Genomic DNA, 26,787 nt, shown 5'->3' with positions numbered 1-26,787 from the left:
CACGGTGTTAACCGTGGCAAAACCCAACATAGCTAAATAAAAAATTATCAGGCGGACTGTTCGCCGTTAAATCTCTACATCCCGGTTGCAATCTTTGGAATAGATATAGCTGAATGCTTCACCACGCCCCACGCCGTAACCTGCCTGCAGGGAGTACGCGCCCATAAAGATGTAGTCACCTTTTTTCACCGGGATCCATTGGTTATCGAGGTTATAAACGCCCTGGCCTGAGAGAATATAAGCCCCATGTTCCTGTACGTGCGTTTCGATATAACCATGGCTGGCGCCGGGTTCGAATGACAGAATATGCATATTCATATCGAAGCCTAATTCTTTAGGCAGGAAATCCAGCAGGATTACGTCATCCATGCCTTCATAATGAATACGTTCTAACTGGTTGGCATTACCGGAGACCAGCCATGGCGAATGGCCGGCCACCGGCGTATAACGCCGTTTGTATAAAAACAGTTGGCTGTCTTCTGTCTGGGCATTATTAAAGGTGAGCAGTTCACCTGGCGGGCAATACAGATATCCGCCCTGAGTCAAAGCAAATGTTTTACCTTCCGCTTTTGCCTCAATTTTGCCGGAAATAACATACACGAACGTTTCAATACCTTCGCCGCCAAAACCGCTGTGGTGGCCGCCGTTCTGGTGTAGGGTCACCAGATAGTCAACAAATGACGCGCCCAGTTTTGGCGTTGAGAGGATGGTGACGTCACAGTTTTCAAATCCCGGAATGATATTTTTAACCAGTCCGTCCGGGGTTAACAGGGCAAAGTTACCGTGTTTTACAATTGCGCGATTAGCCAGTAAATCATCGCGATAACCCGTGACGTTATTCAGATATCCCATGAATGGCTCCTTATTTCTGCCAGGCAAGTTGATGAAGCATTAATGCCAGAGTTTTGACCCCTTCGGCAAGGTCGTTAATGTTTGTGCGTTCAGCGGGGTTGTGGCTGATACCGTTAATGCTGGGAATGAAAATCATGCAGGTCGGTACACGAGGGGCAAAAATCTGCGCATCATGGCCCGCGCCACTGTGCATGACACGGTAGTTCAGTTGTTCCTTTTCACACAGTTCGGTAAGGGTGGAGACCAGTTTACTGTCCATCGGGACTGGCGTTTCATCCATCCACAAATCGATATCAATACCGATATCCATTTCATCACAGATGGCGCGCATGTCGTTTTCCAGTTGCTGAGTAAAATCACGCAGTACGTCGGCATCGGTATGACGGCAATCGATCGTGAAGGTCGTTTTTCCTGGCACCACGTTGACGGTGTTTGGCTGTGGCTCTACTTTACCAAAGGTCAGTACCAGAGGATCGCCATGCTTTTTGGCTTTCTCGATAGACTGGCTGCAGATGCGACTGAAAGCGTAAACGGTATCGCGACGGTAGCTCAGCGGCGTTGTACCCGCATGGTTGGATTCGCCGTTCAGCGTTACCGTATAGCGACGTTGGCCGACAATCGCGCTGACGACGCCTATCGACTGGCCATTACTTTCAAGCACGCAACCTTGTTCGATGTGTAATTCAACGAAGGCTTTGATGTCATTACGAGCATGTAGCGGCTCTGCGGGGAGGGTAAAGCCGCAGGCGCTCATTGCGTCAACAAAACGGGTGCCTTTCGCGTCCTGGATGTTACGGACGTCATCAGGATTTGCCAGTCCAAAAATGTTTTTGCTGCCCCAGAAGACATACGGGAAACGGCTGCCTTCCTCTTCCGCCATGGAAACGACTTCGACCGTTTTCAGCGGTGCGCCATAGGTGCTCTTGAGCCAGTCAACCGCGAGCCATGCCGCCAGCGCGCCAAACTGGCCGTCAAGATTGCCGCCGTTGACGACGGTATCAATATGCGAGCCGCTTAAAATGACCTGTTCCGGCGATTCGCTCCCGAGCAGACGACCGTATAAGTTGCCCACTTCATCAAAGCGCGTTTCCAGGCCACTGGCGTCCATACGCTTTTTGAATTGCTGTTGTGTTTCAAGCCATTCTGGCGAATACAGCAAGCGCGTCATCCCACCGGTAGGATCCGCGCCAAAGGAAGAGAGCCAGGGAAGGGTTTCTTCAATTGCGTGACGAAAATGGTTGATCATATGAAATTCCTGTTTCAATAATTATTGTGCAAAGGGATTCTTTGTTTCGTATGACTTGAGATAGAGGGCATCGGAAATCAGGTATTGATAAATATCGTCAACAATGTCGATACCATGGACCGCGGCATTGCGTTGATTAATATCTTGATCCTGTCCGGGGTAATAAACTTGTTTAAAGCCGGGGGCCGGAGTAATGTTATTTAACTCTTGCATGGTCTGGCTGAGGTGCTGGCGGAATAATTGGCTGGAGGAGAAAAAGTCGGGATTAATAACCAAATGCAGTTGGCCTAAATTCCGACCGGCATGTAAATCCTCATACATTGAACTGACCTGACGACCAAACGGTAATCCCAATAAAATGCCGGATAACACATCGATCATCATCATCAGGCCATAGCCTTTAGGCCCGGCCGCAGGTAGCAACGCATTGACAGCAAAGGGATCGGAAGTTGGCGCGCCGTTTTTATCTACTGCCCAGGTATTAGGAATCGGCTCGTTGCGGGAGCGCGCATCCAGAACTTTTCCCCATGCCTGCACCGTTGTCGCCATATCAAACGTCATGATGTCGTCGCCTTCTCCTGGCGCAGCGAAAGCTAACGGATTGGTACCGTAGTAAATATCTGCGCCGCCGAACGGTACCACCATCGGGTCGGACTGGCACACGGAGAGGCCGATCAGACCAGCGCGAGCGGCTTGCTGCACAAAGTAAGAAATGGCACCGCTGTGCCCCATTCGGCTAATGCCAACGACGGCGACACCATTTTTTTTAGCAATTTTAATGGCATGCTCCATACCCATCTTGGCTGCGACTTGCCCGGCGGCATTATCGGCATGCAAAATCGCTGTACAGGGACCGGTTTCTTCAAAACGAAATGTGGGTTCGCGGTTAGTGCCGCCTTTTGAAATGCGCTCAGCATAGTATTCAACGCGTACGGCGCCATGAGAGTGAATGCCTCTGGCATCGGCATAAACCAATACCTCAGCAACCGTTGTGGCGTGCTCACGTTTTAGTCCGGCCTTGCAAAGCTTATTCTCGATAAGCTGGTGGAGTGTTTCCCGACTGATTTTCATCTGTCTTCCTTTTTAACGACGGTGTGAAGCATGACTGCCGTTAACATACCGGGAATAAAAATTGATTATGTGATCCAGACACACAAAAAAATATAGTTAGAATTTATTTGATAATCAGTATGGATTTGCCCTTTCTTTTTAAATAAATAATGGCGTTAGAAAATAATGTTTAATCTTCTGGTGGTTATTAAATTTATTTTGTTAATAATTCCAGTGTGATGCCAGTCACTCTATTTGTGATCCCAGATATATACCTTGAGCTACACATTAACACTACTCGTGCAATTGCCATGGGTGCAATTATTAAGGGGTTGTTATGATCCACGCCTTTATTAAAAAAGGGTGTTTTCAGGACTCTGTCAGTTTAATGATTATTTCACGCAAGCTGAGTGAGTCCGAAAATGTAGACGATGTATCGGTCATGATGGGAACGCCAGCGAATAAATCATTGCTGGAAACGACCGGGTTTTGGCATGACGATTTTAATAATGCGACGCCAAACGATATTTGCGTGGCGATTCGTACTGAAACGGCAGATGAAAGTATTACACAGGCCATTCTGCAACAACTGGATGAGTCGTTGCAGCAGTTGGCGCAGGCCACCGGCGGTAGCCAAACGCTCCTGCAGGTCAGACGCTGGGAAAGCGCGTGCCAGAAACTGCCTGAGGCGAATATGACGCTCATTTCCGTTGCTGGTGAATACGCGGCGGAACTGGCGAACCAGGCCTTGGATCGCAACCTGAACGTCATGATGTTCTCCGATAACGTTACCCTGGAAGATGAAATCGCTCTGAAGCGCCGTGCGCAGGATAAAGGTCTACTGGTGATGGGACCTGACTGCGGAACTGCCATGATTGCGGGTACGCCGCTGACTTTTGCCAACGTGATGCCGGAAGGCAATATCGGTGTGCTGGGCGCCTCCGGGACAGGGATTCAGGAGCTCTGTTCACAGATAGCGCTGGCCGGGGAAGGCATCACCCACGCCATCGGTCTGGGTGGGCGCGACCTGAGCGCCGAGGTGGGGGGGATTAGCGCGCTTACCGCGCTGGAGATGCTTGGCGCAGACGACAAAAGCCAGGTGTTGGCTTTTGTGTCGAAACCGCCGGCGGAGGCTGTTCGCCAGCATATCGTGAACGCGATGAAGACCACCGGCAAACCCGTGGTAGCTCTGTTTTTAGGTTACACCTCCGCGGTCGCTCGCGATGAAAATGTCTGGTTTGCCGCGACGCTGGACGATGCGGCCCGTCTGGCCTGTTTACTGGCGAGAGTCGCGGCGCGACGCAGCTCGCTTTCAACCACAGGAGACGGTGTGATCCGAGGGTTATACACCGGAGGTACGCTGGCCGCCGAAGCCGCTGGGCTGCTGGCCGCCCACCTGAATGTCGCCGCGGATGCACAACATCACCATGGCATGATGCTGGATGCCGCCGGGCACCAGATTATCGATCTGGGGGATGATTTTTACACCGTCGGGCGGCCGCATCCGATGATTGACCCTGCCTTACGTAATCAACTGATTACGGATCTGGGGGGGCAGCCGCAGGTACGCGTGCTGCTAGTTGATGTCGTGATTGGTTACGGCGCGACGGCAGATCCGGCCGCATCGCTGGTTCAGGCCTGGCAGAAGGCGTGCGCTGCGCGAGACCACGAGCAACCGCTGTATGCGATTGCGACGGTGACAGGTACAGAACGCGATCCGCAGTGTCGCTCACTGCAGATTGCCACACTGGAAGATGCCGGCATTGCCGTAGTGAATTCACTGCCTGAGGCAACGCTGCTTGCCGCCGAACTGATTCGCCCATCTCAACCGTTATCTGACAAATCCGCACCTTCGCTACTGGAAAAAGTGGCGGTCATCAATGCCGGGTTACGCAGTTTTGCACTGGATTTACAGGCTGCGGAAATGCCTGTGGTGCATTACCAGTGGGCGCCTGTCGCTGGCGGTAATAAGAAACTGGCTCGTTTATTAGAACGTTTGCAATAAGGGGTTCCAATGTTTACATCAGTGGCGCAAGCCAATGCTGCAGTAATCGAACAAATTCGTCGTGCGCGTCCACACTGGCTGGATGTGCAACCTGCCTCCTCATTAATCCGCGAGCTCAATGAAGGGAAAACGCTGCTGCATGCGGGACCGCCAATGCGTTGGCAAGAAATGACCGGTCCGATGAAAGGGGCCTGTATTGGTGCATGTCTGTTTGAAGGGTGGGCCAATGATGAGATGAGCGCGCTGGCTTTACTGGAGCAGGGCAAAGTCCGGTTCGTACCTTGCCACCATGTTAATGCTGTGGGGCCAATGGGGGGAATCACCTCTGCCAGCATGCCGATGCTGGTGGTGGAAAATATCACCGACGGTAACCGGGCTTATTGCAATCTCAACGAAGGGATTGGCAAAGTGATGCGCTTCGGCGCGTATGGTGAGGATGTCCAGCAGCGTTTACGTTGGATGCGCGATGTCCTGATGCCTGTTTTAAGCGCGGCGCTGGCTAATCTGGAACAGGGTATTGATCTGACCGCCATGATGGCGCAGGGCATTACGATGGGCGATGAGTTCCATCAGCGCAACATTGCCTCTTCAGCTCTGCTGATGCGAACCCTGGCGCCGCAAATTGCCCGTCTGGAACATGATAAGCAGCAGATTGCTGAGGTGATGGATTTCCTCAGCGTGACCGACCAGTTCTTCCTTAACCTGGCGATGGCTTACTGCAAAGCGGCAATGGATGCCGGAGCACTGGTGCGTTCCGGCAGTATTGTGACCGCAATGACCCGTAATGGCGACATGTTCGGTATCCGGGTGAGCGGACTTGGCGATCGCTGGTTTACCGCGCCGGTTAACACACCGCAGGGGCTGTTCTTTACCGGCTTCTCGCAGGAACAAGCTAACCCGGATATGGGCGATAGCGCCATCACCGAAACCTTTGGGATTGGCGGTGCCGCGATGATCGCGGCCCCTGGCGTAACGCGGTTTGTCGGCGCCGGAGGAATGGAGGCCGCGAAGTCCGTTTCCGAGGAGATGGCTGAAATCTATCTGGAACGCAATATGCAGTTGCAGATCCCTGGCTGGGATTTCCAGGGGGCTTGCCTTGGTCTTGATATCCGTCGCGTCGTTGAAACAGGTATTACGCCGCTGATCAACACGGGTATTGCCCATAAAGAAGCCGGTATTGGTCAGATCGGCGCGGGCACCGTTCGTGCGCCGCTGGCCTGCTTTGAGCTGGCTCTGGAAGCGCTGGCTGAAAGTATGGGCATTAGCTAAGAGAGCCGCGCATGATGATCATCCGTCCTCTGATGGGCAGTCAGCAGTCTCCGGATTTTCGCCAGTCATGGCAGCTATCCGGGATCTGGCGGCGCTCGATTAACCTTGTGGCCGAAGGGGGCGCACTGTTAACGCTGCACCGCCAGGGCAGTGGTTTTAGCCCGGGAGGATGGGTGATCCGTGCGTCTGACTTTGATGCGCTGCGTACGGCGTTAAGCGGTAGCGAAACCCCTCAGGCTGTCCCCGAGGGGATTGTGCTGGGACCGTTTCTGTTACGCCAACCGCAGCGTTGTTGTTCGTTGAAAATAACGTCCCGTCCACATGCCCCGCGCCTTGCATCCGCCTGGATGGATCGCGGCGAGGAAACGGGATTATTCGGGCCGTTAATGCTGGCGGCAAATTTGCCCTTGTGCCCCGAGTTACGTCAGTTCCGCCATTGCTTTTTCTCGGCGCTGGCTGGCTTGTCGACAGACTGGCGGCAGTGGTTAGGCAAGGGGCCAGGTTTAACGCCCAGCCATGATGATACGCTGACCGGAATGCTGCTGGCCGCCTGGTATTTCGGCGCGCTGAATAAGGATTCCGGCCATCGTTTCTTTGAGTATTCCGGCAATCTTCAACTGGCGACGACTGTGGTTAGCGTGAGCTACTTACGCTACGCGGCATTAGGGTACTTCGCTTCACCTTTGCTCCACTTCACTCATGCTTTGGGCCGACACCAAAGGATGGACGCGGCGATAAATTCGCTGCTGGCGCTCGGGCATACCTCCGGCGCAGACACCTTGTTGGGGTTCTGGCTTGGGCAACAAATTATAGAAGGATAGGGAATGAAAACGCTGGTTGTTGCTCTTGGCGGCAACGCATTATTGCAGCGCGGCGAGGCGCTGACGGCAGAAAATCAATATCGTAATATTGCCAGCGCCGTACCTGCCCTGGCGCGTCTGGCACGTTCGTACCGCCTGGCCATCGTACATGGCAATGGGCCGCAGGTTGGTCTGTTGTCGTTACAGAATCTTGCCTGGAAAGATGTTGAACCTTACCCGCTGGATGTGCTGGTGGCAGAGACTCAGGGCATGATTGGTTATATGTTGGCGCAAAGTCTGACCGCTGAACCGGAGATGCCGCCGGTGACCACAGTGTTAACGCGAATTGTGGTGTCTGAAGACGATCCCGCGTTTATGGCGCCGGAAAAATTTATCGGCCCGGTGTATTCGCCTGAAGAACAAACGCAACTGGAAGCCACCTACGGCTGGCATATGAAACGTGACGGCAAATACCTGCGTCGTGTTGTCGCCTCGCCTGAGCCTCGCCAGATCGTCGAAAGCGAGGCCATTAAGCTCTTGCTCAAAGAAGGCCATGTGGTGATTTGTAGCGGCGGTGGCGGCGTGCCGGTGACCGGGGAAGGGGTCGGGTCTGAAGCGGTCATTGATAAGGATCTGGCGGCGGCATTGCTGGCTGAACAGATCGATGCCGACGGTCTGGTTATCCTCACCGATGCTGATGCGGTCTATGAGAACTGGGGCACGCCAGAGCAACGTGCGATTCGTCAAGCCTCTCCTGATGAACTGGCGCCGTTTGCTAAAGCCGATGGTTCGATGGGGCCAAAGGTGACAGCCGTAAGCGGATACGTGAAGCGACGTGGAAAACCCGCGTGGATTGGCGCGCTGTCTCGCATTGAAGACACGTTGGCGGGGAAAGCCGGAACCTGCATTCGTCTGTAAAAGTAACGGGAGGCGTGCGCAGGCGCACCTCCCGTATCGGTTTATTTCAGCTTTGACTGCGCCCAGATGATGCCGCTGGCATATTCCGGCGGCAGCAGGGGAATGAGCGCTTCCAGCGTGGCGCTAAGGCGCGCGGTATCGCTGTCGCTCAGATTCAGGTGTCCCACCTTACGCCCTTCGCGTACCTCTTTGTCATACCAGTGCAGATGCACCAGCGGCAGCTTCAGCCAGTCATAGTTCAGGTCGCTGCCGATCAGGTTTACCATCACCGAAGGATTGTTCACCACCGGCGTCGGCAGCGGCAGGCCGGTAATGGCGCGCAGGTGCAGTTCAAACTGGCTGATGCTGGCGCCGTTTTGCGTCCAGTGCCCGCTGTTGTGTACGCGCGGAGCCAGTTCATTGATCAGCAAACCTTCCGGGGTGATGAAACACTCCATCGCCATCACACCGACATAGCCCAGCTCCTGCATGATGGCAGAGAGCATCGCTTCGGCCTGCGCCTGTTGTTTAGCGTTAGCCTGCGGAAATACCACGCTGGTGCGCAGAATGCCGTCCTGATGCAGGTTATGGGTCAGCGGATAGAAGACGGTGCTGCCGTCGTGCGCACGTGCGCCAACCAGCGAGACTTCACCGGAGAAGTTGATTCCTCGCTCGACGATGCACTCGCCGTAGCAGTCGTCTGGCAGTTGTTCGGTTTCATTCGCGCGTAAACGCCACTGTCCACGACCGTCGTAGCCGCCGACGCGACGCTTCACAATCGCCAACTCGCCGAGTTTGTCAAACACCGCAGACCATTCGCTTTTATCCGCCAGCAGTTGCCATGGCGCGGTCGCCAGGTTGAGTTTGTCAAAAAGCTGTTTTTGCGTCAGACGGTCAGCAATAATCGGGAAGACGTCGCGGTTAACAAACGCCGGGTGACGCGCCAGTTCGCGAGTGAGCGCCGTTTCCGGCCAGCGCTCAATCTCAGCGGTAATCACGCTTTGTTGAAAAGGAACGGCAGCGGGTTCGGCGTCCAGCCCGACGGGCCAGACCGCAATCCCTAGCGGCTCACCGGCCTGACGCAGCATGCGTCCTAGCTGACCATTGCCGAGTACACAGACCTGCTTCATGCGACACCTCGCGGGTCCGGGTTCTCCAGTACCTCATCGGTTTGCGCTTTACGCCACTCAGCCAGACGCTGATGCAATTCGTTGTCGTGTGTTGCCAGAATTTGCGCGGCCAGCAGGGCCGCATTGGCTGCGCCCGCTTTGCCGATCGCCAGCGTGCCCACCGGAATACCGCGAGGCATCTGTACGATGGAGTAGAGACTGTCTACGCCGCTCAACGCTGCGCTTTGTACCGGAACGCCTAAAACAGGCACCAGCGTTTTCGCCGCAATCATTCCTGGCAAATGTGCAGCACCACCGGCACCGGCAATAATCACCTGATAACCGTTTTCTTCAGCGCCTTCGGCGAAACTGAACAGTTTGTCTGGGGTACGGTGGGCGGAGACGACCTCAACATGGTGTGGAACGTCCAGCATTTCGAAGATTTCGGCGGCGAACTGCATGGTAGCCCAGTCGCTTTTGGACCCCATCACGATGGCGACACGCGCCGGATTATTGCGGGAAGACATGCGTCTGAAAACTCCTGTGGTGCACTACACTCGACTTTTGAGGGCACAGAGAATAGCATAATTCACCGTCAAGGAAAACGATTGCGCGCTTTACACGTCACTCTTCAAGCTGCCTCTTTGTTGGCTGCATCTGCTCACCCCAGTCACTTACTTTAGTCAGCTCCAGGGGATTCACGGATTTGCCGCCTCGATGCAACTCGAATAGTTTTGTGTAAAGAGGAACGGGGTATTTGCAGAATTAAAACGGGAATGCGATCAGTTCAACGTCGTGTGGTGTGACTTTGATCATCGAACCTTCGCTGTGCCAGGCGCCTAATACTACGCGGAACGCGGGTTGCCCATTGGCCGTAAGTTCGTGGACTGCCGGACGGTGTGTATGACCGTGAATTAACCACTGGGCCTGATGTTTTTCCAGCTCGGCAATAACGGCCTGCTGATTCACATCCATGATCTCCAGCGACTTACTGCTGTTGGCTGCTTTGCTGTTGGCGCGCATTTTCGCGGCAATACGTTGGCGAATGAACAATGGCAGGGCGAGGAATAGTTTTTGTAGCCAGTGTTGATGCACTTTGGCGCGAAACGCCTGATAGCCAGCATCGTCGGTGCATAACGTATCGCCATGCATGATCAGCACCTTGCGACCATACAGATCGAGCACTTTCTCTTCGGGCAGTAAGGTCATGCCGCTCTCACGGGAAAACCGTTTGCCGAGCAGAAAGTCACGGTTGCCGTGAATAAAAAAGCAGGGAACGCCGGAATCAACCAGTGCTTTTATCGCCGCGGCTATTTGATGATGCAGCGGATTAGGATCGTCGTCGCCAATCCAGGCTTCGAACAGGTCGCCGAGAATGTACAGCGCATCGGCTTGTCGCGCATCACCGGCTAAAAAACGCAGAAAACCGGCGGTGATCGCCGGTTCTTCTGTGCAGAGGTGAAGATCTGCAATAAACAGTGTCGCCACGATTACTCGCTGACGGTCACGTTTTCGATGATGACGTCTTCTTTCGGCACATCCTGATGCATACCGCTGCGACCAGTGGAAACGCCTTTGATTTTATCAACCACGTCCATGCCTTCAACAACTTCAGCAAACACGCAGTAACCCCAACCCTGCATGCTTTCGCCAGAGAAGTTCAGGAAGTCATTGTCAGCAACGTTGATGAAGAACTGTGCGGTTGCGGAGTGCGGAGCCTGAGTACGCGCCATTGCCAGCGTACCACGGGTGTTTTTCAGACCGTTGTTCGCTTCGTTTTTGATCGCTTCTTTCGTAGCTTTTTGCTTCATGCCCGGCTCGAAACCACCGCCCTGGATCATGAAACCGTTAATAACACGGTGGAAAATGGTGTTGTTATAAAAACCTTCGCGGCAGTAGTCCAGGAAGTTTTTAACTGTTTCAGGCGCTTTATCATCAAACGTTTTGATTACGATATCGCCGTGATTAGTGTGGAAAGTAACCATTTTTGCATCCTGTTCCGATAGATTGGTGCTTCGACCCTGTTAAGGGTCAGAGTTAGGGGTGTGTTATAGCATAACCGCAAGCTGCGATCACCTTGCAAAGTGTGCTGCTTCGATTACGAATAATATGTATTATACGGATATTATTACCCACACACGTCTACACGGAATCTTCGATGTTAAAAATCTTTAATACACTGACGCGCCAAAAAGAGGAATTCAAACCTATTCATGCCGGGGAAGTCGGCATGTACGTGTGTGGTATTACCGTTTACGATCTCTGTCATATTGGCCACGGACGTACTTTCGTTTCTTTCGACGTCGTTGCGCGTTATCTGCGCTTCCTCGGCTATAAGCTGAAGTATGTGCGCAACATTACCGATATCGACGACAAAATCATCAAGCGCGCGAATGAAAACGGCGAGAGCTTTGTCGCGCTGGTCGATCGCATGATTGCGGAAATGCATAGCGATTTCGATGCGCTGAATATTCTGCGCCCGGATCTGGAACCTCGCGCTACGCATCATATTGCCGAGATTATTGAGATCACCGAACAGCTGATCGCCAAAGGTCACGCCTATGTTGCCGATAATGGCGACGTGATGTTCGATGTCCCGACTGATCCGAACTACGGTCAGTTGTCACGCCAGGATCTGGATCAACTGCAGGCAGGTGCACGCGTTGACGTGGTTGACGTGAAGCGCAACCCGATGGACTTCGTGCTATGGAAAATGTCCAAAGAGGGTGAACCGAGCTGGCCATCTCCGTGGGGCGCTGGTCGTCCGGGCTGGCATATCGAGTGTTCGGCGATGAACTGCAAACAGTTGGGCAACCATTTTGATATTCACGGTGGCGGCTCCGACCTGATGTTCCCGCACCATGAAAACGAAATTGCCCAGTCCACCTGTGCGCACGATGGCGAATACGTGAACTACTGGATGCACTCCGGGATGGTGATGGTTGACCGCGAGAAAATGTCCAAATCGCTGGGCAACTTCTTTACCGTGCGCGACGTGCTGAAATACTACGACGCCGAAACCATTCGCTACTTCCTGATGTCAGGTCATTACCGTAGCCAGTTGAACTACAGCGAAGAGAACCTGAAACAGGCGCGTTCTGCGCTGGAACGTCTGTACACTGCGCTGCGCGGCACTGACAAGTCCGTTGCCCCTGCGGGTGGCGAGGCCTTTGAAGCGCGTTTCATTGACGCGATGGACGATGACTTCAACACCCCGGAAGCATACTCCGTGCTGTTTGATATGGCGCGTGAAGTTAACCGCCTGAAGGGTGAAGATATGGCGGCGGCGAACGGTATGGCTGCGCATCTGCGTAAGCTCTCCAGCGTGCTGGGCTTGCTGGAACAGGATCCAGAAGCATTCCTGCAAAGCGGCGCGCAGGCGGATGACGGTGAAGTCGCCGAAATTGAAGCGTTAATCCAGCAGCGTCTGGACGCCCGTAAGGCGAAAGACTGGGCGGCGGCCGACGCCGCGCGTGACCGTCTCAACGAGATGGGCATCGTGCTGGAAGATGGTCCGCAGGGCACCACCTGGCGTCGTAAGTAACTCTGTAATGCCCGGTGGCACCTACGCTTACCGGGCCTACAAAAGAGCGAGTGTAGGCCGGATAAGACGCAGCGCGTCGCATCCGGCAGATTAATATTTTCGATACCACCACAGCACACCCATCATCATCATTCCCGGTAGCCACACCCATAATAATTCCGAAATAATCACCTGATGCCCGTAAGGGGTCGCGTAGCGTGACAGCGCGAACGGCGCGACTTTAATCACCTGCCACGGCGCGAAAAAGCGTTCATCCGACCACGGCCACAGCCAGCCGACGCCTTTGCCGCCGGTGGTGACAGAATCCAGCACACTGTGCGATAGCAGTGAAACTGTCAGGAATAGCCAGCAGCGAATCAATCCGGCTTTAAACCATCGTCGGCCAATCAATACGCAAAGTAGCGGCACGACAAAGGCGAACAGCAGTGAGTGGGTAAATCCACGGTGGCCAAACACGTTGCCGTAGGCGACGCCAAGCTTAAATGACAGCACGTCGGCATCCGGCAGCATCGCCAGAATGACGCCAGTAAACAGTAATCGTGGGGGGATGACTTTAAGTCCGAGACCTAATCCTAAACAGAGTGGAACGGCCGCGTGAGTAACGATGGTTGGCATGATGTTCGCTTCATGTGGGAAAACGACATGCTAACTGTTCACTGTGAAGTGGGGATGAAGTTATTATCTGAAAATGAGACGGGGAAGCGGCCGGACAGGGCGTTAACCTCATCCGGCACTTGGGGTCACGCTACGACGTTAATGCTGTGGCCTTCAAAGCTGACGGTCTGTCCGGCAACGATTTTACAGCGTTTGCGCGTTTCAACCGCGCCATCGACCTTCACCAAGCCTTCGCCAATAGCGATCTTTGCCTGGGCGCCGCTTTCGCTCCAGCCTTCCAGCTTCAGCAAATCGCAGAGTTCAACGTGTGGGTGCTTACCTAGTGAAAATGTGGCCATCTTAAACGTCCTTTACATCATGGTATTCAACACACGCCTGTAGCGTGTTTTCGATAAGTGTGGCGACAGTCATTGGGCCTACGCCGCCCGGTACTGGCGTGATATATGACGCACGTGCGGCTGCATCTTCAAAGACCACATCGCCCACTACTTTACCATTCTCCAGACGGTTGATGCCGACATCAATCACAATCGCACCTTCTTTGATCCACTCGCCGGGTATAAAGCCCGGTTTGCCGACAGCAACAATCAGCAGGTCCGCATGCTCTACGTGGCGACGCAGATCTTTGGTGAATCGGTGGGTGACCGTAGTGGTGCAACCAGCCAGCAGCAGCTCCATGCTCATCGGGCGACCGACAATATTTGAAGCGCCAATCACTACGGCGTTCAGACCATAGGTATCGATGTTGTAACGCTCAAGCAGAGTGACAATCCCGCGCGGAGTACATGGACGCAGACGCGGCGCGCGTTGACACAGACGACCAACGTTATACGGGTGGAAACCGTCTACGTCTTTATCTGGTGCGATACGTTCCAGCACCTTAACGTTGTCGATACCTGCCGGTAATGGCAGTTGTACCAGGATACCGTCGATGGTGGTATCTGCATTGAGCGTATCGATCAGCTTAAGAAGCTCCGCCTCGCTGGTGGTTTCAGGCAGGTCATAAGAGCGGGAGACAAACCCCACTTCGTCACAGGCTTTGCGTTTACTCGCGACATAAATCTGCGAAGCCGGGTTGCTGCCTACCAGCACAACAGCCAGGCCCGGGGCGCGTAATCCAGCCGCTAAACGCGCCTGAACTTTTTGAGCAACCTCAGAGCGCACCTGCTGCGCAATCGTTTTACCGTCAATAATCTTTGCTGCCATCAGAGAGAGGATTCCATCTGTTACGTTAAATCGAAGGGGATGTCACTATTTTGTCAGAAGCAGAACGTGCTGTCAGTTTTCGTTTGCGTTTTTACGTGCGATCGCGGGGAGAGCGGTCAGTGAGCAGGGCAGTTCAGTCGCTGAAGCCCTGCGCATCATTCATGATCATGCTAATTAAATTTAACGTCAATGAAACAACTCATCACCCTGGTATTTTCAAGGTTAATGCACCATAAACCAGTCTGTTACGTTTGATTATGATGTCTTTACCTCATTTTTACTCGGATTTTTCCTGGATCCCAATAAGAATTAGCCAGGGCCATTAAAAGGATTTGCAGGTATTTTTCATTAATTTAAATGTTTAATTTAACGCTGTGACGAAATAGTCATATTCGCGAAGATTAATTAGTGAATCAAATACTCGGAGAGTTGGGTAAAGGTTAGCTAATTCTCTTGCGATATATATCTTTACAGGATGCAGAGATAATTCGCCTGACATTTAATGTCGATAATGATTCAAACGGATCCCGCAGGACGCCGGAGCCGGATGTGTGTAATTCAAGGGAAATCCATGAAACGTAAATTAATAGCCTCTTCTGTTATTGCCAGCCTGATGTTAGTCGCGGGCGCAGCGGTTGCGGCCGATCCGGCAGCGACCGATCCGGTAAGCGTTAGCGGCGGTACTGTTCATTTTGAAGGTGAACTGGTCAATGCAGCCTGTGCCGTCAGCACTCAGTCATCCGATCAGGTTGTTACGTTAGGCCAGTATCGTACCGCCAGTTTTACTGCAGTCGGTGATACCACGGCACAAATCCCGTTCACTATCGTACTGAACGACTGCGACCCGAAAGTGGCTGCGACCGCCGCGGTTGCTTTCTCTGGCCAGACCGACATCACTAACAATAACCTGCTGGCCGTTTCCTCCTCGGATAACAGTACTACCGCGGGCGGTGTAGGGATTGAAATTCTGGACAATACGTCCACCGCGCTGAAGCCGGATGGAGCAACCTTCTCTACCGCTCAGGCGCTGGTAGAAGGGACCAACACCCTGCGTTTCTCTGCCCGTTATAAAGCGACCGCGACCAGCGCTACGCCGGGTCAGGCGAATGCCGACGCGACGTTTATCATGAAGTACGAATAAGCCGTTCAGATTCGCGCAAGGATGATGTTCGCCTCATTGGATGAGGCAATATCCGGGGATGAAAAAGGATGCGGCAGATGATAGGGAAAGGCGTGGCGCTGGCGGGAATGCTGTGCGTAATGCCTGCGCTTGCTCATACGGTAATACTGGAAAGCGGACGCCTCCACTTGCGAGGACAGCTCGTTAACGGCGCCTGTACGGTCGCCACCGACAGCCAGAATTTGCGGGTGCAAATGGGGCAATATCGTACCAATGCCTTCTCCGGAACGGGAAGCTTTGTCTCTACCAGCGTACCGTTTTCACTGCGATTAACATCGTGCAGTTCTGATGTTTATGACCACGTCGGGATTGCGTTTGCCGGTGTGACGCCAGCGGAAGATCCGCAGGTTTTTCTGGCCAGCGGCGATGCGTCAGCATCTTCTGGGGTTGGTCTGGCGTTATTTGACGAGCGACAACGGCAAATAATTCCTAATGCGCTACCGCTTCATTACGCGCCGATTATCACCCAAGAGATGACGTTTCATTTCACTGCTCGCTATCGGGCTGTCTCGGAAAATATCACACCGGGAATACTTCGTTCAGACGTGTGGTTTACGTTGGTTTATCCCTGATTTATTTCCCAACGATAATCGCATCAAAGGTATTTGTAGCTATGTTTAATAATCTAAAATCAGGTTTTATCCTTTTACTGGCCTTATTTTCTGCTGCCAGTGTGCAGGCAGCCGGCGGCATTGCATTAGGCGCTACCCGTGTTATTTATCCAGCTGATGCCAAGCAAACTTCGCTGTCTATTAGCAATAGCGATACCAAAGAACGTTACCTGGTAAATTCATGGATCGAGAATAGCGCAGGGGTTAAAGAAAAATCGTTTGTCGTGACGCCTCCGTTGTTTGTCAGTGAGGCTAAAAGTGAAAACACGTTGCGTATCATCTACGCAGGCGGGCCGCTGCCAAAAGACCGTGAATCGCTGTTCTGGATGAACGTGAAAGCCATTCCGTCAGTCAACAAGAACAGCCTTGAGGGTAAAAACGTTCTGCAGCTGGCGATTTTGTCGCGCATTAAACTTTTTGTCCGCCCAAATAATCTGCCGCACATCCCGGAAGATGCCCCCGGCATGCTGCAGTTTTCCCGTTCCGGAAATCACCTGAAAATCAACAATCCGTCTGCGTATTACGTCACCCTGGTCAACCTCACTGTGGGGAAAACGAAGATCGATAACGTCATGGTTGCGCCGAAAAGCGATACGCAGGTGCTGCTGCCAACGGGCGTACAGGGCAACGTTACCTTCCAGACGGTCAATGATTATGGCGCGGTGACCACCGCTCAAACGGTAAGCGTGCGTTGAGATAACGATGAATAAGACAACGTATTTTCCTGACCTGTTACCGGGGGTTACGCCACCGCTGGCGGGGGTGGCGTTGTCCACGCTGGCGGCGCTCTTTCCCTCTTTAAGCCATGGGGAAAGCTATTTCAATCCGGCATTTTTATCTGCGGATACGGCAACCGTGGCGGATTTATCACGTTTTGAAAAAGGTAATCATCAGCCTGAAGGCGTTTATCGTGTGGATATCTGGCGCAATGATGAATTCGTTGCTACCCAGGACATTCATTTTGCCAGCAGTGCGGGAAAGGCAGGGGAGAAGTCTGGCGGACTGATGCCATGCTTTGGACTCGACTGGGTAAAACGCCTGGGCGTTAATATTGCCGCGTTTCCGGCACTCAGTCAGGATCCGAACGCGACCTGTATCAATTTGCCTGAGGCGATTCCCGGCAGTGAAGTTGCCTTTGATTTTTCTACTTTGCGCTTAAACATCAGTTTGCCGCAGGCGTCGATGTTAAACAGCGCGCGCGGCTACATTCCACCGGACGAATGGGATGAAGGGATCCCGGCGGCGCTGATTAACTATAACTTTACCGGTAGCCGTGGGAGCGATACTGACAGCTATTTCCTGAGCATGTTGAGTGGCTTGAACTATGGACCCTGGCGGCTAAGGAACAATGGCGCGTGGAGCTATTCCAAAGGTGACGGATACCATTCACAAAGCTGGAAAAACATCGGTACATGGCTTCAGCGCGCGGTTATCCCGCTGAAGGGTGAACTGGTGATGGGCGACAGCAATACCGGAAATGACGTTTTTGACAGCGTCGGTTTTCGTGGCGCGCGACTCTATTCCTCAGACAGCATGTATCCCGACAGCTTACAAGGCTACGCGCCTACCGTACGTGGCATTGCGCGTACCGCAGCGAAACTGACTATTCGTCAGAATGGCTACGTGATTTATCAAAGTTATGTTTCACCGGGCGCTTTTGCGATAACCGATCTTAACCCGACCTCCTCCAGCGGTGACCTTGAGGTGACGGTGGATGAGAAAGACGGTAGCCAGCAGCGCTATACGGTGCCGTACTCCACGGTTCCGTTGTTACAGCGAGAAGGGCGTTTCAAGTATGACGTGGTTGCCGGGGATTTTCGCAGCGGCAATAGCCAGCAATCCTCACCGTTTTTTTTCCAGGGAACATTAATCGCCGGGTTACCAGAGGGGTATACCGCTTATGGTGGTACGCAGTTAGCCTCACGTTACACTGCGGTAGTTTTAGGTACTGGCCGAAATCTGGGGGATTGGGGGGCAGTTTCCGTCGATTTAACCCATGCGCGCAGCCAACTGGCGGATGACAGTACGCACCAGGGGCAGTCTCTGCGTTTCCTGTATGCGAAGTCATTGAACAATTTTGGCACTAACTTTCAGCTGTTGGGCTACCGCTACTCTACGCGTGGCTTCTATACCCTCGACGACGTCGCGTATCGCAGTATGGAAGGCTATGAGTACGAATACGACAGTGAAGGCAATCGCCACGACGTGCCGGATGTGAAGAGTTATCACAATCTGAGCTACAGCAAGAAAGGCCGTTTTCAGATCAACATTTCGCAGAATCTGGGGGATTACGGATCGCTGTATATCTCAGGTAGCCAGCAAACGTACTGGAATACCTCAGACACCAATACATGGTATCAACTGGGCTATGCCAGTGGTTGGCAGGGGATTAGCTATTCACTCTCCTGGTCGTGGAATGAATCAGTCGGTATCTCCGACACCGACCGCATAATGGCGTTCAATATGTCAATCCCGTTCAGCCTGCTGAGCGGGCGGCGTTACTCGCGTGATAATGCCTTCGATCGCACCTACGCCACCTTTAATGCCAACCGCAATAGCAACGGACAAAATAGCTGGCAGAGCGGGATCGGCGGTACGTTGCTGGATGGCCGTAACCTGAGCTATAGCGTGAATCAGGGTCACAGCAGTACTAATGGTTACAGCGGAAACGCCAGCGCTAACTGGCAGGCGGCCTATGGCACGCTGGGCGTGGGATACAACTACGACCGCGACCAGCATGACTACAACTGGCAGCTCGCCGGCGGTGTGATAGGGCATGAGGACGGCATTACGCTTAGTCAGCCGCTCGGCGATACCAATGTGTTGATCAAAGCGCCAGGCGCTCAGGGTGTGCGGATAGAAAACCAGACCGGCGTGCAGACCGACTGGCGTGGATATGCGGTGATGCCGTATGCCACCGTCTATCGCTATAACCGCGTCGCGTTAGACACCAATTCGATGAACAACAATACCGATGTGGAAAACAACGTCAGCAGCGTCGTGCCAACGCAAGGGGCATTGGTGCGAGCGGCGTTTGATACACGTATCGGTGTGCGGGCGCTGATGACGGCGAAATATGCCGGTAAACCTGTGCCATTTGGCTCCGTGGTGCGTGAAAACACCAGCGGCGTGACCAGTATGGTGGGTGAAGACGGGCAAATTTACCTGAGCGGCCTGCCGCTTAAAGGCGAGTTGCTGATCCAATGGGGGGAAGGCGCAAAAGCTCGTTGCGTGGCGCATTATGCCTTGCCTGAAGAGAGCCTGAAACAGGCGGTGACGCTCACGAATGTGACGTGCGAATCGCCAGCGGCACGACAGGAATAATACGATGAAACGACAAACAGGTTTGTTACTGGCAAGCGCGTTACTGCTGATGGCGCAACCGTCCTGGGCAACGGTCTGCCATAATTCGAATGGCACACCAACGGATGTTTTTTACGATCTGTCGAATGTCTTTAACAGCAGCAACAACCAGCCGGGACAGGTGGTGACGTTGCCGGAAAAATCAGGCTGGATTGGCGTCAATGCCACCTGTCCGGCAGGAACGACGGTGGATTATACCTATCGAAGCTATGTCACTGAACTTCCGGTTCAAAGTACCGAGGGCGGTTTTCAGTACCTGAAACTCAATGACTACCTGCTGGGGGCTATGAGCATCACCGACAGTTACGCCGGGTTGTTTTATCCCCCGCGTAACTATATCCGCATGGGGACTCACCCTAACGTGCCTAAGCAGCAACCTTTTGGCGTAATGGATTCAAAGCTGGTGTTTAAACTCAAAGTGATCCGCTCATTTATAAACATGGTGCCTATTCCCCGGCAGACAATGTTCAGAGTCTATGTCACCACCAGTACCGGAGATGCGCTGAGTACGCCGGTTTACACCATTAGCTACAGCGGTAAGGTGGAGGTTCCACAAAACTGCGAAGTGAACGCCGGACAGATTGTCGAGTTTGATTTTGGCGATATTGGCGCATCGCTGTTTAGCAAGGCGGGCGCGGGCAACAAGCCTGAAGGCATCAATCCGCAGACCAAAACGGTGGCCATAAAATGCACCAACGTTGCCGCTCAGGCCTACTTGACCATGCGGGTAGAAGCGGAGAAAGCCTCCGGGCAAATGATGGTTTCAAACAACCCGGATTTAGGTTTCATTGTTGCCGACAGCAGCGGTAATCCGCTAACGCCTAACAATCTGTCCAGCACTATTCCATTTCAACTGGACGATAACGCCGCGGCGAGTGTTGGGATCCGGACATGGCCGGTCAGCGTGACGGGTAATAAACCCACGGAAGGGCCTTTTACTGCCCGTGGCTATCTGCGAGTGGACTATGACTAATAACCAAAAGCCCGCCGCATGGGCATTTCTGGCGATTATGCCGATGCTGGCATTCAGCGCGTTATGCCAGGCCGCCTCGTCGCTGGGGGAAATCAATATTGAACTGCGCGGTAACGTGGTGGATTTTACCTGCGCGGTGATTGCCAGCGACAGCAATAAGTCGGTTGATTTAGGCACCTGGCCGACAAAGCAGTTACAGACCAGCGGAGACACCACCCAACCGGTCTCGTTTACGCTGAAGCTTGAAGGCTGCCCGCCGGGATCCGCGTCGATAACGTTCTCCGGGACCCCGGCCCCAGGTACTACGCTACTGGCGCTCGATAACGCGCTTATGGCGCAAAAGGTGGCGATTGAGCTGCGCGATAGCGACCGGACGCGATTGCCGCTTGAGCAGGCCAGCCAGGCCGTCGGTATTGATGAGAATGGCAATGCCACGCTGACTTTTTTTGCCAACTATATCGCGCTGGCTGATGGGGTGCAGCCCGGGGTCGCCAGGGCCGATGCCACGTTTATGATTAACTATAACTAATCATTGCGCTGACAAAACACTCCCGAACGACATCTCGCCGGGAGTGTTGTTACATTAATTCATGCATTTTGGCGTAGTCGATCAGTTCAACGATGGTATGCAAACCGAGCTTGGAGTAGATATTAGCTTTGTGAGCGCTAATCGTTTTATTGCTGAGTAGCAATTGCTCAGCAATTTCCTTGTTGGATAGCCCGTTTGCCAGATAACGTAAAACCGTCACCTCGCGGTTAGAGAGCGGCATATCATTTAATACACCTTTTTGCACATTTACATTGTTAATAAAGTTCAGTGTATCCGAAGGGAAAAAAGAATATCCTGATAAAATCATTTTTACCGCATTGTAGATATCATTTAGATCCTTTCGTTTACTGACAAAACCATTTGCCCCGGCGCGAATAGCGCGCCCGGCATAAAAAGACTCAGATTTTGAAGACAGAAATAGCACCCGAGTATTCTCCTGCAATGATTTTATTCTCTTGAGTAAGGTAAAGCCATCAGAGCCAGGCAGTTCAATATCCAGGATGACAAGATCGACAGGGTACGTGCGTAGATGTTCTATTGCCGCGCGGCTGTCATCGGTTTTCAGCACAACCTGAATATTACTGTTTTTTTCGAGGAGTACTTCTATCGACATTCTGACAATAGGGTGTTCGTCCATAATGATAACGGATGCTGGTTTCATTGTTGTATGCCTCAAACTGTTTGCGTATCTTGCGAATTTGATAAAACATCAGGCGTTATAATATTGTCAAATAGCCAAGAGTTGTTCTGAGGAGAACCGAATAAATACTATTTCGTCCTTGTTTATTCGGTTGTTCTTCTACAGAACAATGAATTTGTGGAACATCCATTTCACACTGGAAAAACTAACAATTAATCAGGAAACAGTGAGGATTATACCTGCTCCGCTCTTTCGGAAAAGACTTACAACATCCCGATTGTTAATGGCAGTTAGGATGTTCTGAAAGATCCAGATGTGTTAATGACTATTGGCATTATTTATCTTCGGTTCGAATTATGGCAGATTGAAAATTTATTTTAAATAGTAAAAACGATACAATAAGCTAATTGTTTAGGTTTTGTTAAGTCAGCGGGAACACTATTTTCGAGCGATGTACGCAGAAACAGTAAGGTTAAGTGTGGAAGAGGTGGTATCTATAATACCAGGAATAGTTGTAAATATTAAATATTTGTGAAAATTGGATCAATTTTCTCATGCTAAAATAAGTAATTTCCTAAAAAATCTTACTGGACATAGGGTTATGGTGTTAAATTAAATGATGAGAGGTAACGTTTAGACGATGTATCAGATGCAAAAAGCGCTGCCGGTTTGGTAATCCCAGGCGGGTAATCAACTGGTTCAGGCGATAGATGATGCGGTGGTAGGGTTGTGTCTGTAACTGAGCAATCTTTTTTAAGGAGTTACCTTGTAAAAGTAAGGTCACCATCTCCCAATCGACCTGCTTTATGCGCCTCGAATGAATATAATTTAGCACCGGGGATAATAATGCCTGACGCATCTCTGGGAGGTGTAGACTGCGTGATAAGATATAAAATGGGCCAGACAGTGATATAAAGGTTTTAAGATCTTCATCATGACTGGAAAGCAATATGAAGATTTGGATATCATTCCGCTGTTTAAGTAGTTGGCGCAGGCACTGAAGAATATCGAAGTAAGAGCTTGTTAAGCCTTCCATATCAACCACTAACTGACTAATGACCGACTTTTGCAGGCAGACCAGCGCCGATTCAATGGACCGGAAGATCGCGGTGCGCGTGCCTGAGAATAAATGGCGGCTCAGTGTATAGGCAAGATAATAGTCTCCTGTAACAATCGCCTGAGATATAGTATCGCCCGGTATGGTGTATTCGATTTTTTGCGCCAGATACTCGATTTGGTCGAATACTTGTGAGGTACAGTGGGGATATTGATGGGTACAGTTAGCGTTTCGTATACGGCGATGTCGTTCCCGGCGTTTTGCGCTGTGCATCCGTTTCCATTCCATTTCTGTTGCGGCAGGTCTGGATAAATTGCTGACAACAAACATCCCTGACCCAAATTTTTCCAGCGCGACGGTGAGTTCCCTTGTGCCGTTGGGTTTCAATGTCTTCAACAATCACCAGACTGGCAATTGAGTATCCCATCAGAATAATCTGCCGGAAGTTTTCTGATGTCTTACTCAATGCCCAAAAGATCGTTTTATCCAGTTCAACCTCTCTCTGGGGTTAGTTAAAATATTACCGGGTGTACCTTTCGGTTACCTCATGAATAGTATGACTGGATTATTCTGGCAGTCAGCTGCCAGGTACAGTAGGAGCCGATACTTAATTGATGGTGAGATATTTCTCAATAAAAAATTAGGCGGAGAGGTTCCACCTAATTTTGTAGAAAGTTCAGATGCGCACGGATGTATCTTAAGAATTGCTGATCGTTTTTCACGTGCAGCTTTTTCATAATGCTGCGACGGGTTGCTTTGGCATGGATATCGCTGATTGAGAGCAGGTGAGCGGTTTCGGCTAACGTATATCCGCTGGCAAGAAACATTAAGAACTGGCGCTCTGCAATAGTAAAATTGCGGGTGGTGCAGTAATGGCAGATAGTCGCCGGTACGCTGTTGCGTAACGCGCGTTTTTGCAAGATGAGGACTAATTTTTTGGTGATCTCGTCAACGTCATCTTCCCGATAGATCAGCGGCAACATGTACAGGCAGGGCCGGAACATCAGCTTATCTTTATCGTTTCTGTTACAGATCACCACCCGGTGTTGGCGCCTGGTGTGAACCGGAACCTGATAGCATTCAGCGCTGAGCCAATCTTCATCCAGTGAGATAAACGCGATGTCGGCGCGATCGATCTCCTCGACAGGCAAAAAACTAATCTCCTGATGCCACTGACTTGCCAGATGGGAAATAATGATTTTCAGTCCGTGTTCGAAGTGACTATTTTCTTCCTTGATGGCGATACTTAACATTGAAGAGTTCCTGAACCGCTGGAAAGAGGGTAAGGGAATGTTAAGCAAAATCATAAATATTCTAAATACATGTATCCTTAAATCTGGCGCTATGCGGGCTGAGTTGTTACCAGGTGATTTCCTGGATACCCTTGAACGACCAGAAAAAATCAACATTCGTACACTTCACCAGCAACTGAAACAAAAGGCATTGACTCAGCAAGCGCTGACCGTATAATTCACGCGTTTGTCTGCATGAAGTTATCACTTCACAATGCGCCCTTAGCTCAGTTGGATAGAGCAACGGCCTTCTAAGCCGTAGGTCGTAGGTTCGAATCCTACAGGGCGTACCATTATATTTCAGTAACTTACCCATTTTCTGCAAGTTCCTTATTTTCCAGATGGGACATATTTGGGACATCATCACTGAAAATCGAGTCAATTTGCTTCGCGTGTTCCGTTAAATGGTTCGGCGCAAGGTGAGCGTAACGGCGCACCATCTCGATGCTCTCCCATCCTCCCATTTCCTGCAGAACAGAAAGCGGTACTCCGGACTGAATTAACCAACTGGCCCACGTGTGTCTCAGGTCGTGGAAGCGGAAATCCTCAATCCCGGCCCGGCGGCAAGCTGCATTCCATGCCCGCTGATCATCGACGCGCATCTTTCTGACAGTAGGCGTCTTTGAACCATCAGGACGGATGCCTTCTTTCGTATGCACGAACACCCATTTATGATGCTTACCAATCTGGTCACGCAAAACCTTACAGGAAGTGTCATTCAGCGCTACGCCAATAGCGCGGTTTGACTTACTGTCTTCAGGATTCACCCAGGCAACACGACGCTGCATGTCGATCTGCTGCCATTCCATATTGATGATGTTCGAACGCCGCAGGCCGGTTGCCAGCGCAAACTTAACAACCGACTTTAACGGTTCAGGACATTCATCAATCAGTCTTTTCGCCTCATCAGCCTCAAGCCACCGGACGCGCTTATTGCGTACCGATGGGACCTTGATCACCGGAGCTTTCTCCAGCCATTTCCAGTCACGTTCTGCCGCCCGCAGAATTGCCTTCATCAATGCCAGATGCTTGGCTTTGGTGGAGGTGGTGACCGGTTTAGCTGAATAGACTGGTGCTGGTTCTCCATTCTTCTGCGCAGCTGCAGCTTTGATTTTCCATATCTCAAGCTGCTTGCGGTTGCTCATCCTGTTCACTGCTGAGTAAATCTTTTGCTCGGTAACATCCTTTAACCGGATCCCCTCAAAATGTGCCAGCCAGAAAGCCATACGGCTGCGGTCATCCTTCAGTGATTTCTTCTCTGCCTTTTCCTCAAGCCATCTGTAGTGGTTTACTGAATTTGGCCACCTGAACAGAGGTGATATGCTCATCTCAGAACAATACAGGTGTCCCAATGAAAAAAAGAAATTTCAGCGCAGAGTTTAAACGCGAATCCGCTCAACTGGTCCTTGATCAGAACTACACAGTTGCAGCTGCGGCCAGTGCTATGGACGTGGGGCTTTCTACCATGACGCGATGGGTAAAGCAGTTACGGGATGAACGACAGGGCAAAATACCTAAAGCCTCTCCTATAACCCCAGAACAGATTGAAATACGTGAGCTAAAGAAAAAGCTACAACGCATCGAAATGGAAAACGACATATTAAAAAAGGCTACCGCGCTCTTGATGTCAGACTCCCTGAACAGTTCTCGTTAATCGAGAAACTCAGAGCGCAGTATCCTGTGGTCACACTCTGCCACGTGTTCGGGGTTCATCGCAGCAGCTACAAATACTGGGTGAAAAGCCCCGAAAAGCCAGACGGCAAGCGGGCTGTATTACGTAGTCAGGTTCTGGAGCTGCATAACATTAGCCATGGCTCTGCTGGCGCGAGAAGTATCGCCATTATGGCAACCCTGAGAGGCTTCAGAATGGGACGCTGGCTTGCCGGCAGGCTCATGAAAGAACTGGGACTGGTGAGTTGTCAGCAACCCACCCACCGGTATAAACGGGGTGGTCATGAACACATCGCTATCCCAAATCACCTTGAGCGACAGTTCGCAGTGACAGAGCCTAATCAGGTATGGTGCGGCGATGTGACGTATATCTGGACAGGCAGGCGCTGGGCTTACCTCGCCGTCGTTCTCGATTTGTTCGCCAGGAAACCGGTAGGCTGGGCAATGTCATTCTCACCGGACAGCAAGCTAACCATCAAAGCGCTGGAAATGGCGTGGGAAACCCGAGGTAAACCAGCGGGAGTGATGTTCCACAGTGACCAGGGTAGCCACTACACAAGCAGGCAGTTCCGGCAGTTACTGTGGCGTTACCGGATCAGGCAAAGTATGAGCCGACGCGGAAACTGCTGGGATAACAGCCCGATGGAACGCTTCTTCAGAAGTCTGAAAAACGAGTGGGTGCCAGTGACAGGCTATATAAACTTTAGCGAAGCAGCTCATGCGATCACAAACTATATCGTCGGGTATTACAGCTCGCTAAGGCCGCATGACTATAACGGTGGATTACCTCCAAACGAATCGGAAAACCGATACTGGAAAAACTCTAAAGCCGTGGCCAGTTTTAGTTGACCACTACA

Annotated in this window: 26 protein-coding genes, 1 tRNA gene and 1 pseudogene; 14 read left to right on the top strand and 14 right to left on the bottom strand. The window is 51.8% G+C overall.

What is annotated here, in order from left to right:
• Positions 1 to 66: 66 nt before the first annotated feature.
• From allE to allD, 3 genes are read right to left on the bottom strand one after another with little or no spacing between them, the layout of a single operon-like run.
• Positions 67 to 852 carry a (S)-ureidoglycine aminohydrolase gene (allE, locus tag OGV69_RS08405; protein WP_038638457.1) on the bottom strand — a complete coding sequence of 262 codons (786 nt, stop codon included), beginning with the start codon at positions 850 to 852 and terminating at the stop codon, positions 67 to 69.
• A gap of 10 nt (positions 853 to 862) precedes the next feature.
• On the bottom strand, positions 863 to 2,098 hold the full coding sequence (gene allC, locus OGV69_RS08400) for an allantoate deiminase (protein ID WP_038638460.1): 1,236 nt from the start codon (positions 2,096 to 2,098) through the stop codon (positions 863 to 865).
• A gap of 21 nt (positions 2,099 to 2,119) precedes the next feature.
• Entirely contained in the window at positions 2,120 to 3,169 is a 1,050-nt protein-coding gene (gene allD, locus OGV69_RS08395; RefSeq protein ID WP_069323995.1) for an ureidoglycolate dehydrogenase, read from the bottom strand.
• 316 nt (positions 3,170 to 3,485) lie between these two features.
• Between allD and OGV69_RS08390 the strand changes: the two genes are divergently transcribed.
• From OGV69_RS08390 to OGV69_RS08375, 4 genes are read left to right on the top strand one after another with little or no spacing between them, the layout of a single operon-like run.
• Entirely contained in the window at positions 3,486 to 5,153 is a 1,668-nt protein-coding gene (locus OGV69_RS08390; protein WP_286469229.1) for an acyl-CoA synthetase FdrA, read from the top strand.
• Positions 5,154 to 5,162: 9 nt separating this feature from the next.
• A complete protein-coding gene (locus OGV69_RS08385; RefSeq protein ID WP_038638468.1) occupies positions 5,163 to 6,422 on the top strand; it encodes a YlbE family protein in 1,260 nt (419 codons plus the stop codon).
• 11 nt (positions 6,423 to 6,433) lie between these two features.
• Positions 6,434 to 7,243: an oxamate carbamoyltransferase subunit AllH family protein gene (locus tag OGV69_RS08380; RefSeq protein ID WP_069323997.1), complete on the top strand. Its 810-nt coding sequence runs from the start codon at positions 6,434 to 6,436 to the stop codon at positions 7,241 to 7,243.
• A 3-nt stretch (positions 7,244 to 7,246) separates the two neighbouring features.
• Positions 7,247 to 8,140 (top strand): carbamate kinase, encoded by an 894-nt coding sequence (locus OGV69_RS08375; protein WP_069323998.1) that lies wholly within the window; start codon positions 7,247 to 7,249, stop codon positions 8,138 to 8,140.
• 41 nt (positions 8,141 to 8,181) lie between these two features.
• On the opposite strand, the gene purK is transcribed toward OGV69_RS08375, so the two are convergent.
• The 4 genes from purK to ppiB form a co-directional block, all read right to left on the bottom strand.
• Positions 8,182 to 9,249: a 5-(carboxyamino)imidazole ribonucleotide synthase gene (purK, locus tag OGV69_RS08370; RefSeq protein WP_038638475.1), complete on the bottom strand. Its 1,068-nt coding sequence runs from the start codon at positions 9,247 to 9,249 to the stop codon at positions 8,182 to 8,184.
• On the bottom strand, positions 9,246 to 9,755 hold the full coding sequence (gene purE / locus OGV69_RS08365) for a 5-(carboxyamino)imidazole ribonucleotide mutase (RefSeq protein WP_038638478.1): 510 nt from the start codon (positions 9,753 to 9,755) through the stop codon (positions 9,246 to 9,248). The genes purK and purE overlap by 4 nt, the downstream gene beginning before the upstream one ends.
• A gap of 238 nt (positions 9,756 to 9,993) precedes the next feature.
• Positions 9,994 to 10,716 carry a UDP-2,3-diacylglucosamine diphosphatase gene (gene lpxH / locus OGV69_RS08360; RefSeq protein ID WP_069323999.1) on the bottom strand — a complete coding sequence of 241 codons (723 nt, stop codon included), beginning with the start codon at positions 10,714 to 10,716 and terminating at the stop codon, positions 9,994 to 9,996.
• A 2-nt stretch (positions 10,717 to 10,718) separates the two neighbouring features.
• Positions 10,719 to 11,213, bottom strand: coding sequence for a peptidylprolyl isomerase B (ppiB, locus tag OGV69_RS08355; protein WP_003021875.1), 495 nt, complete (start codon positions 11,211 to 11,213; stop codon positions 10,719 to 10,721).
• 173 nt (positions 11,214 to 11,386) lie between these two features.
• On the opposite strand from ppiB, the gene cysS reads away from it, so the two are divergent.
• Entirely contained in the window at positions 11,387 to 12,772 is a 1,386-nt protein-coding gene (cysS, locus tag OGV69_RS08350; protein ID WP_069324000.1) for a cysteine--tRNA ligase, read from the top strand.
• Between the two features lie 90 nt (positions 12,773 to 12,862).
• On the opposite strand, the gene OGV69_RS08345 is transcribed toward cysS, so the two are convergent.
• The 3 genes from OGV69_RS08345 to folD form a co-directional block, all read right to left on the bottom strand.
• Entirely contained in the window at positions 12,863 to 13,387 is a 525-nt protein-coding gene (locus OGV69_RS08345; RefSeq protein WP_069324001.1) for a metal-dependent hydrolase, read from the bottom strand.
• Positions 13,388 to 13,512: 125 nt separating this feature from the next.
• Positions 13,513 to 13,725 (bottom strand): ribosome-associated protein YbcJ, encoded by a 213-nt coding sequence (gene ybcJ, locus OGV69_RS08340; RefSeq protein ID WP_016152124.1) that lies wholly within the window; start codon positions 13,723 to 13,725, stop codon positions 13,513 to 13,515.
• A 1-nt stretch (position 13,726) separates the two neighbouring features.
• Complete coding sequence (gene folD, locus OGV69_RS08335) at positions 13,727 to 14,593, bottom strand: bifunctional methylenetetrahydrofolate dehydrogenase/methenyltetrahydrofolate cyclohydrolase FolD (RefSeq protein ID WP_069324002.1); 867 nt, start codon at positions 14,591 to 14,593, stop codon at positions 13,727 to 13,729.
• Positions 14,594 to 15,164: 571 nt separating this feature from the next.
• Here folD and fimA point away from each other — a divergent pair.
• The 6 genes from fimA to sfmF all read left to right on the top strand — a co-directional run bounded on the left by fimA (position 15,165) and on the right by sfmF (position 21,249).
• Positions 15,165 to 15,734: a type 1 fimbrial major subunit FimA gene (fimA, locus tag OGV69_RS08330; protein WP_038638492.1), complete on the top strand. Its 570-nt coding sequence runs from the start codon at positions 15,165 to 15,167 to the stop codon at positions 15,732 to 15,734.
• Between the two features lie 77 nt (positions 15,735 to 15,811).
• Positions 15,812 to 16,345, top strand: coding sequence for a type 1 fimbrial protein subunit FimI (fimI, locus tag OGV69_RS08325; RefSeq protein ID WP_069324003.1), 534 nt, complete (start codon positions 15,812 to 15,814; stop codon positions 16,343 to 16,345).
• Positions 16,346 to 16,386: 41 nt separating this feature from the next.
• Entirely contained in the window at positions 16,387 to 17,079 is a 693-nt protein-coding gene (fimC, locus tag OGV69_RS08320) for a type 1 fimbria chaperone FimC (RefSeq protein ID WP_069324004.1), read from the top strand.
• Between the two features lie 7 nt (positions 17,080 to 17,086).
• The gene (locus OGV69_RS08315) at positions 17,087 to 19,708 is read left to right on the top strand and encodes a fimbrial biogenesis usher protein (protein WP_069324005.1); all 2,622 of its coding nucleotides are present in this window, start codon (positions 17,087 to 17,089) and stop codon (positions 19,706 to 19,708) included.
• Between the two features lie 4 nt (positions 19,709 to 19,712).
• Complete coding sequence (gene fimH, locus OGV69_RS08310) at positions 19,713 to 20,720, top strand: type 1 fimbria D-mannose specific adhesin FimH (protein WP_069324006.1); 1,008 nt, start codon at positions 19,713 to 19,715, stop codon at positions 20,718 to 20,720.
• Entirely contained in the window at positions 20,713 to 21,249 is a 537-nt protein-coding gene (gene sfmF / locus OGV69_RS08305; protein ID WP_069324007.1) for a fimbria assembly protein, read from the top strand. The genes fimH and sfmF overlap by 8 nt, the downstream gene beginning before the upstream one ends.
• Before the next feature lie 49 nt (positions 21,250 to 21,298).
• On the opposite strand, the gene fimZ is transcribed toward sfmF, so the two are convergent.
• The 3 genes from fimZ to fimW all read right to left on the bottom strand — a co-directional run bounded on the left by fimZ (position 21,299) and on the right by fimW (position 24,220).
• Positions 21,299 to 21,931, bottom strand: coding sequence for a fimbria biosynthesis transcriptional regulator FimZ (gene fimZ / locus OGV69_RS08300; protein WP_038638509.1), 633 nt, complete (start codon positions 21,929 to 21,931; stop codon positions 21,299 to 21,301).
• A gap of 586 nt (positions 21,932 to 22,517) precedes the next feature.
• Positions 22,518 to 23,240, bottom strand: coding sequence for a fimbria biosynthesis regulator FimY (gene fimY, locus OGV69_RS08295; protein WP_038638511.1), 723 nt, complete (start codon positions 23,238 to 23,240; stop codon positions 22,518 to 22,520).
• Between the two features lie 386 nt (positions 23,241 to 23,626).
• Positions 23,627 to 24,220 carry a fimbria biosynthesis transcriptional regulator FimW gene (gene fimW / locus OGV69_RS08290; protein WP_038638513.1) on the bottom strand — a complete coding sequence of 198 codons (594 nt, stop codon included), beginning with the start codon at positions 24,218 to 24,220 and terminating at the stop codon, positions 23,627 to 23,629.
• Between the two features lie 37 nt (positions 24,221 to 24,257).
• On the opposite strand from fimW, the gene OGV69_RS08285 reads away from it, so the two are divergent.
• Together OGV69_RS08285 and OGV69_RS08280 are read left to right on the top strand one after the other, a co-directional pair.
• Positions 24,258 to 24,437 carry a hypothetical protein gene (locus tag OGV69_RS08285; protein ID WP_069324008.1) on the top strand — a complete coding sequence of 60 codons (180 nt, stop codon included), beginning with the start codon at positions 24,258 to 24,260 and terminating at the stop codon, positions 24,435 to 24,437.
• Between the two features lie 38 nt (positions 24,438 to 24,475).
• Positions 24,476 to 24,552: transfer RNA gene (locus OGV69_RS08280), tRNA-Arg, on the top strand.
• A 15-nt stretch (positions 24,553 to 24,567) separates the two neighbouring features.
• Here OGV69_RS08280 and OGV69_RS08275 read toward each other — a convergent pair.
• A pseudogene (locus tag OGV69_RS08275) lies at positions 24,568 to 25,539 on the bottom strand (site-specific integrase); the annotation flags it as partial.
• Positions 25,540 to 25,610: 71 nt separating this feature from the next.
• Here OGV69_RS08275 and OGV69_RS08270 point away from each other — a divergent pair.
• Positions 25,611 to 26,779, top strand: a protein-coding gene (locus OGV69_RS08270) for an IS3 family transposase (RefSeq protein WP_114140367.1) whose coding sequence is annotated in 2 segments (ribosomal slippage) — positions 25,611 to 25,860 and positions 25,860 to 26,779 — 1,170 coding nt in all. Because the reading frame shifts where the segments join, the coding sequence is not laid out codon by codon here.
• The last annotated feature ends 8 nt before the right edge of the window (positions 26,780 to 26,787 follow it).

This window comes from Citrobacter sp. Cc139, from assembly GCF_030334645.1.
GTDB lineage: Bacteria > Pseudomonadota > Gammaproteobacteria > Enterobacterales > Enterobacteriaceae > Citrobacter > Citrobacter werkmanii.
Note: the sequence above shows the minus strand (reverse complement) of the source record. Positions and strands in the feature narration are given on the sequence as shown.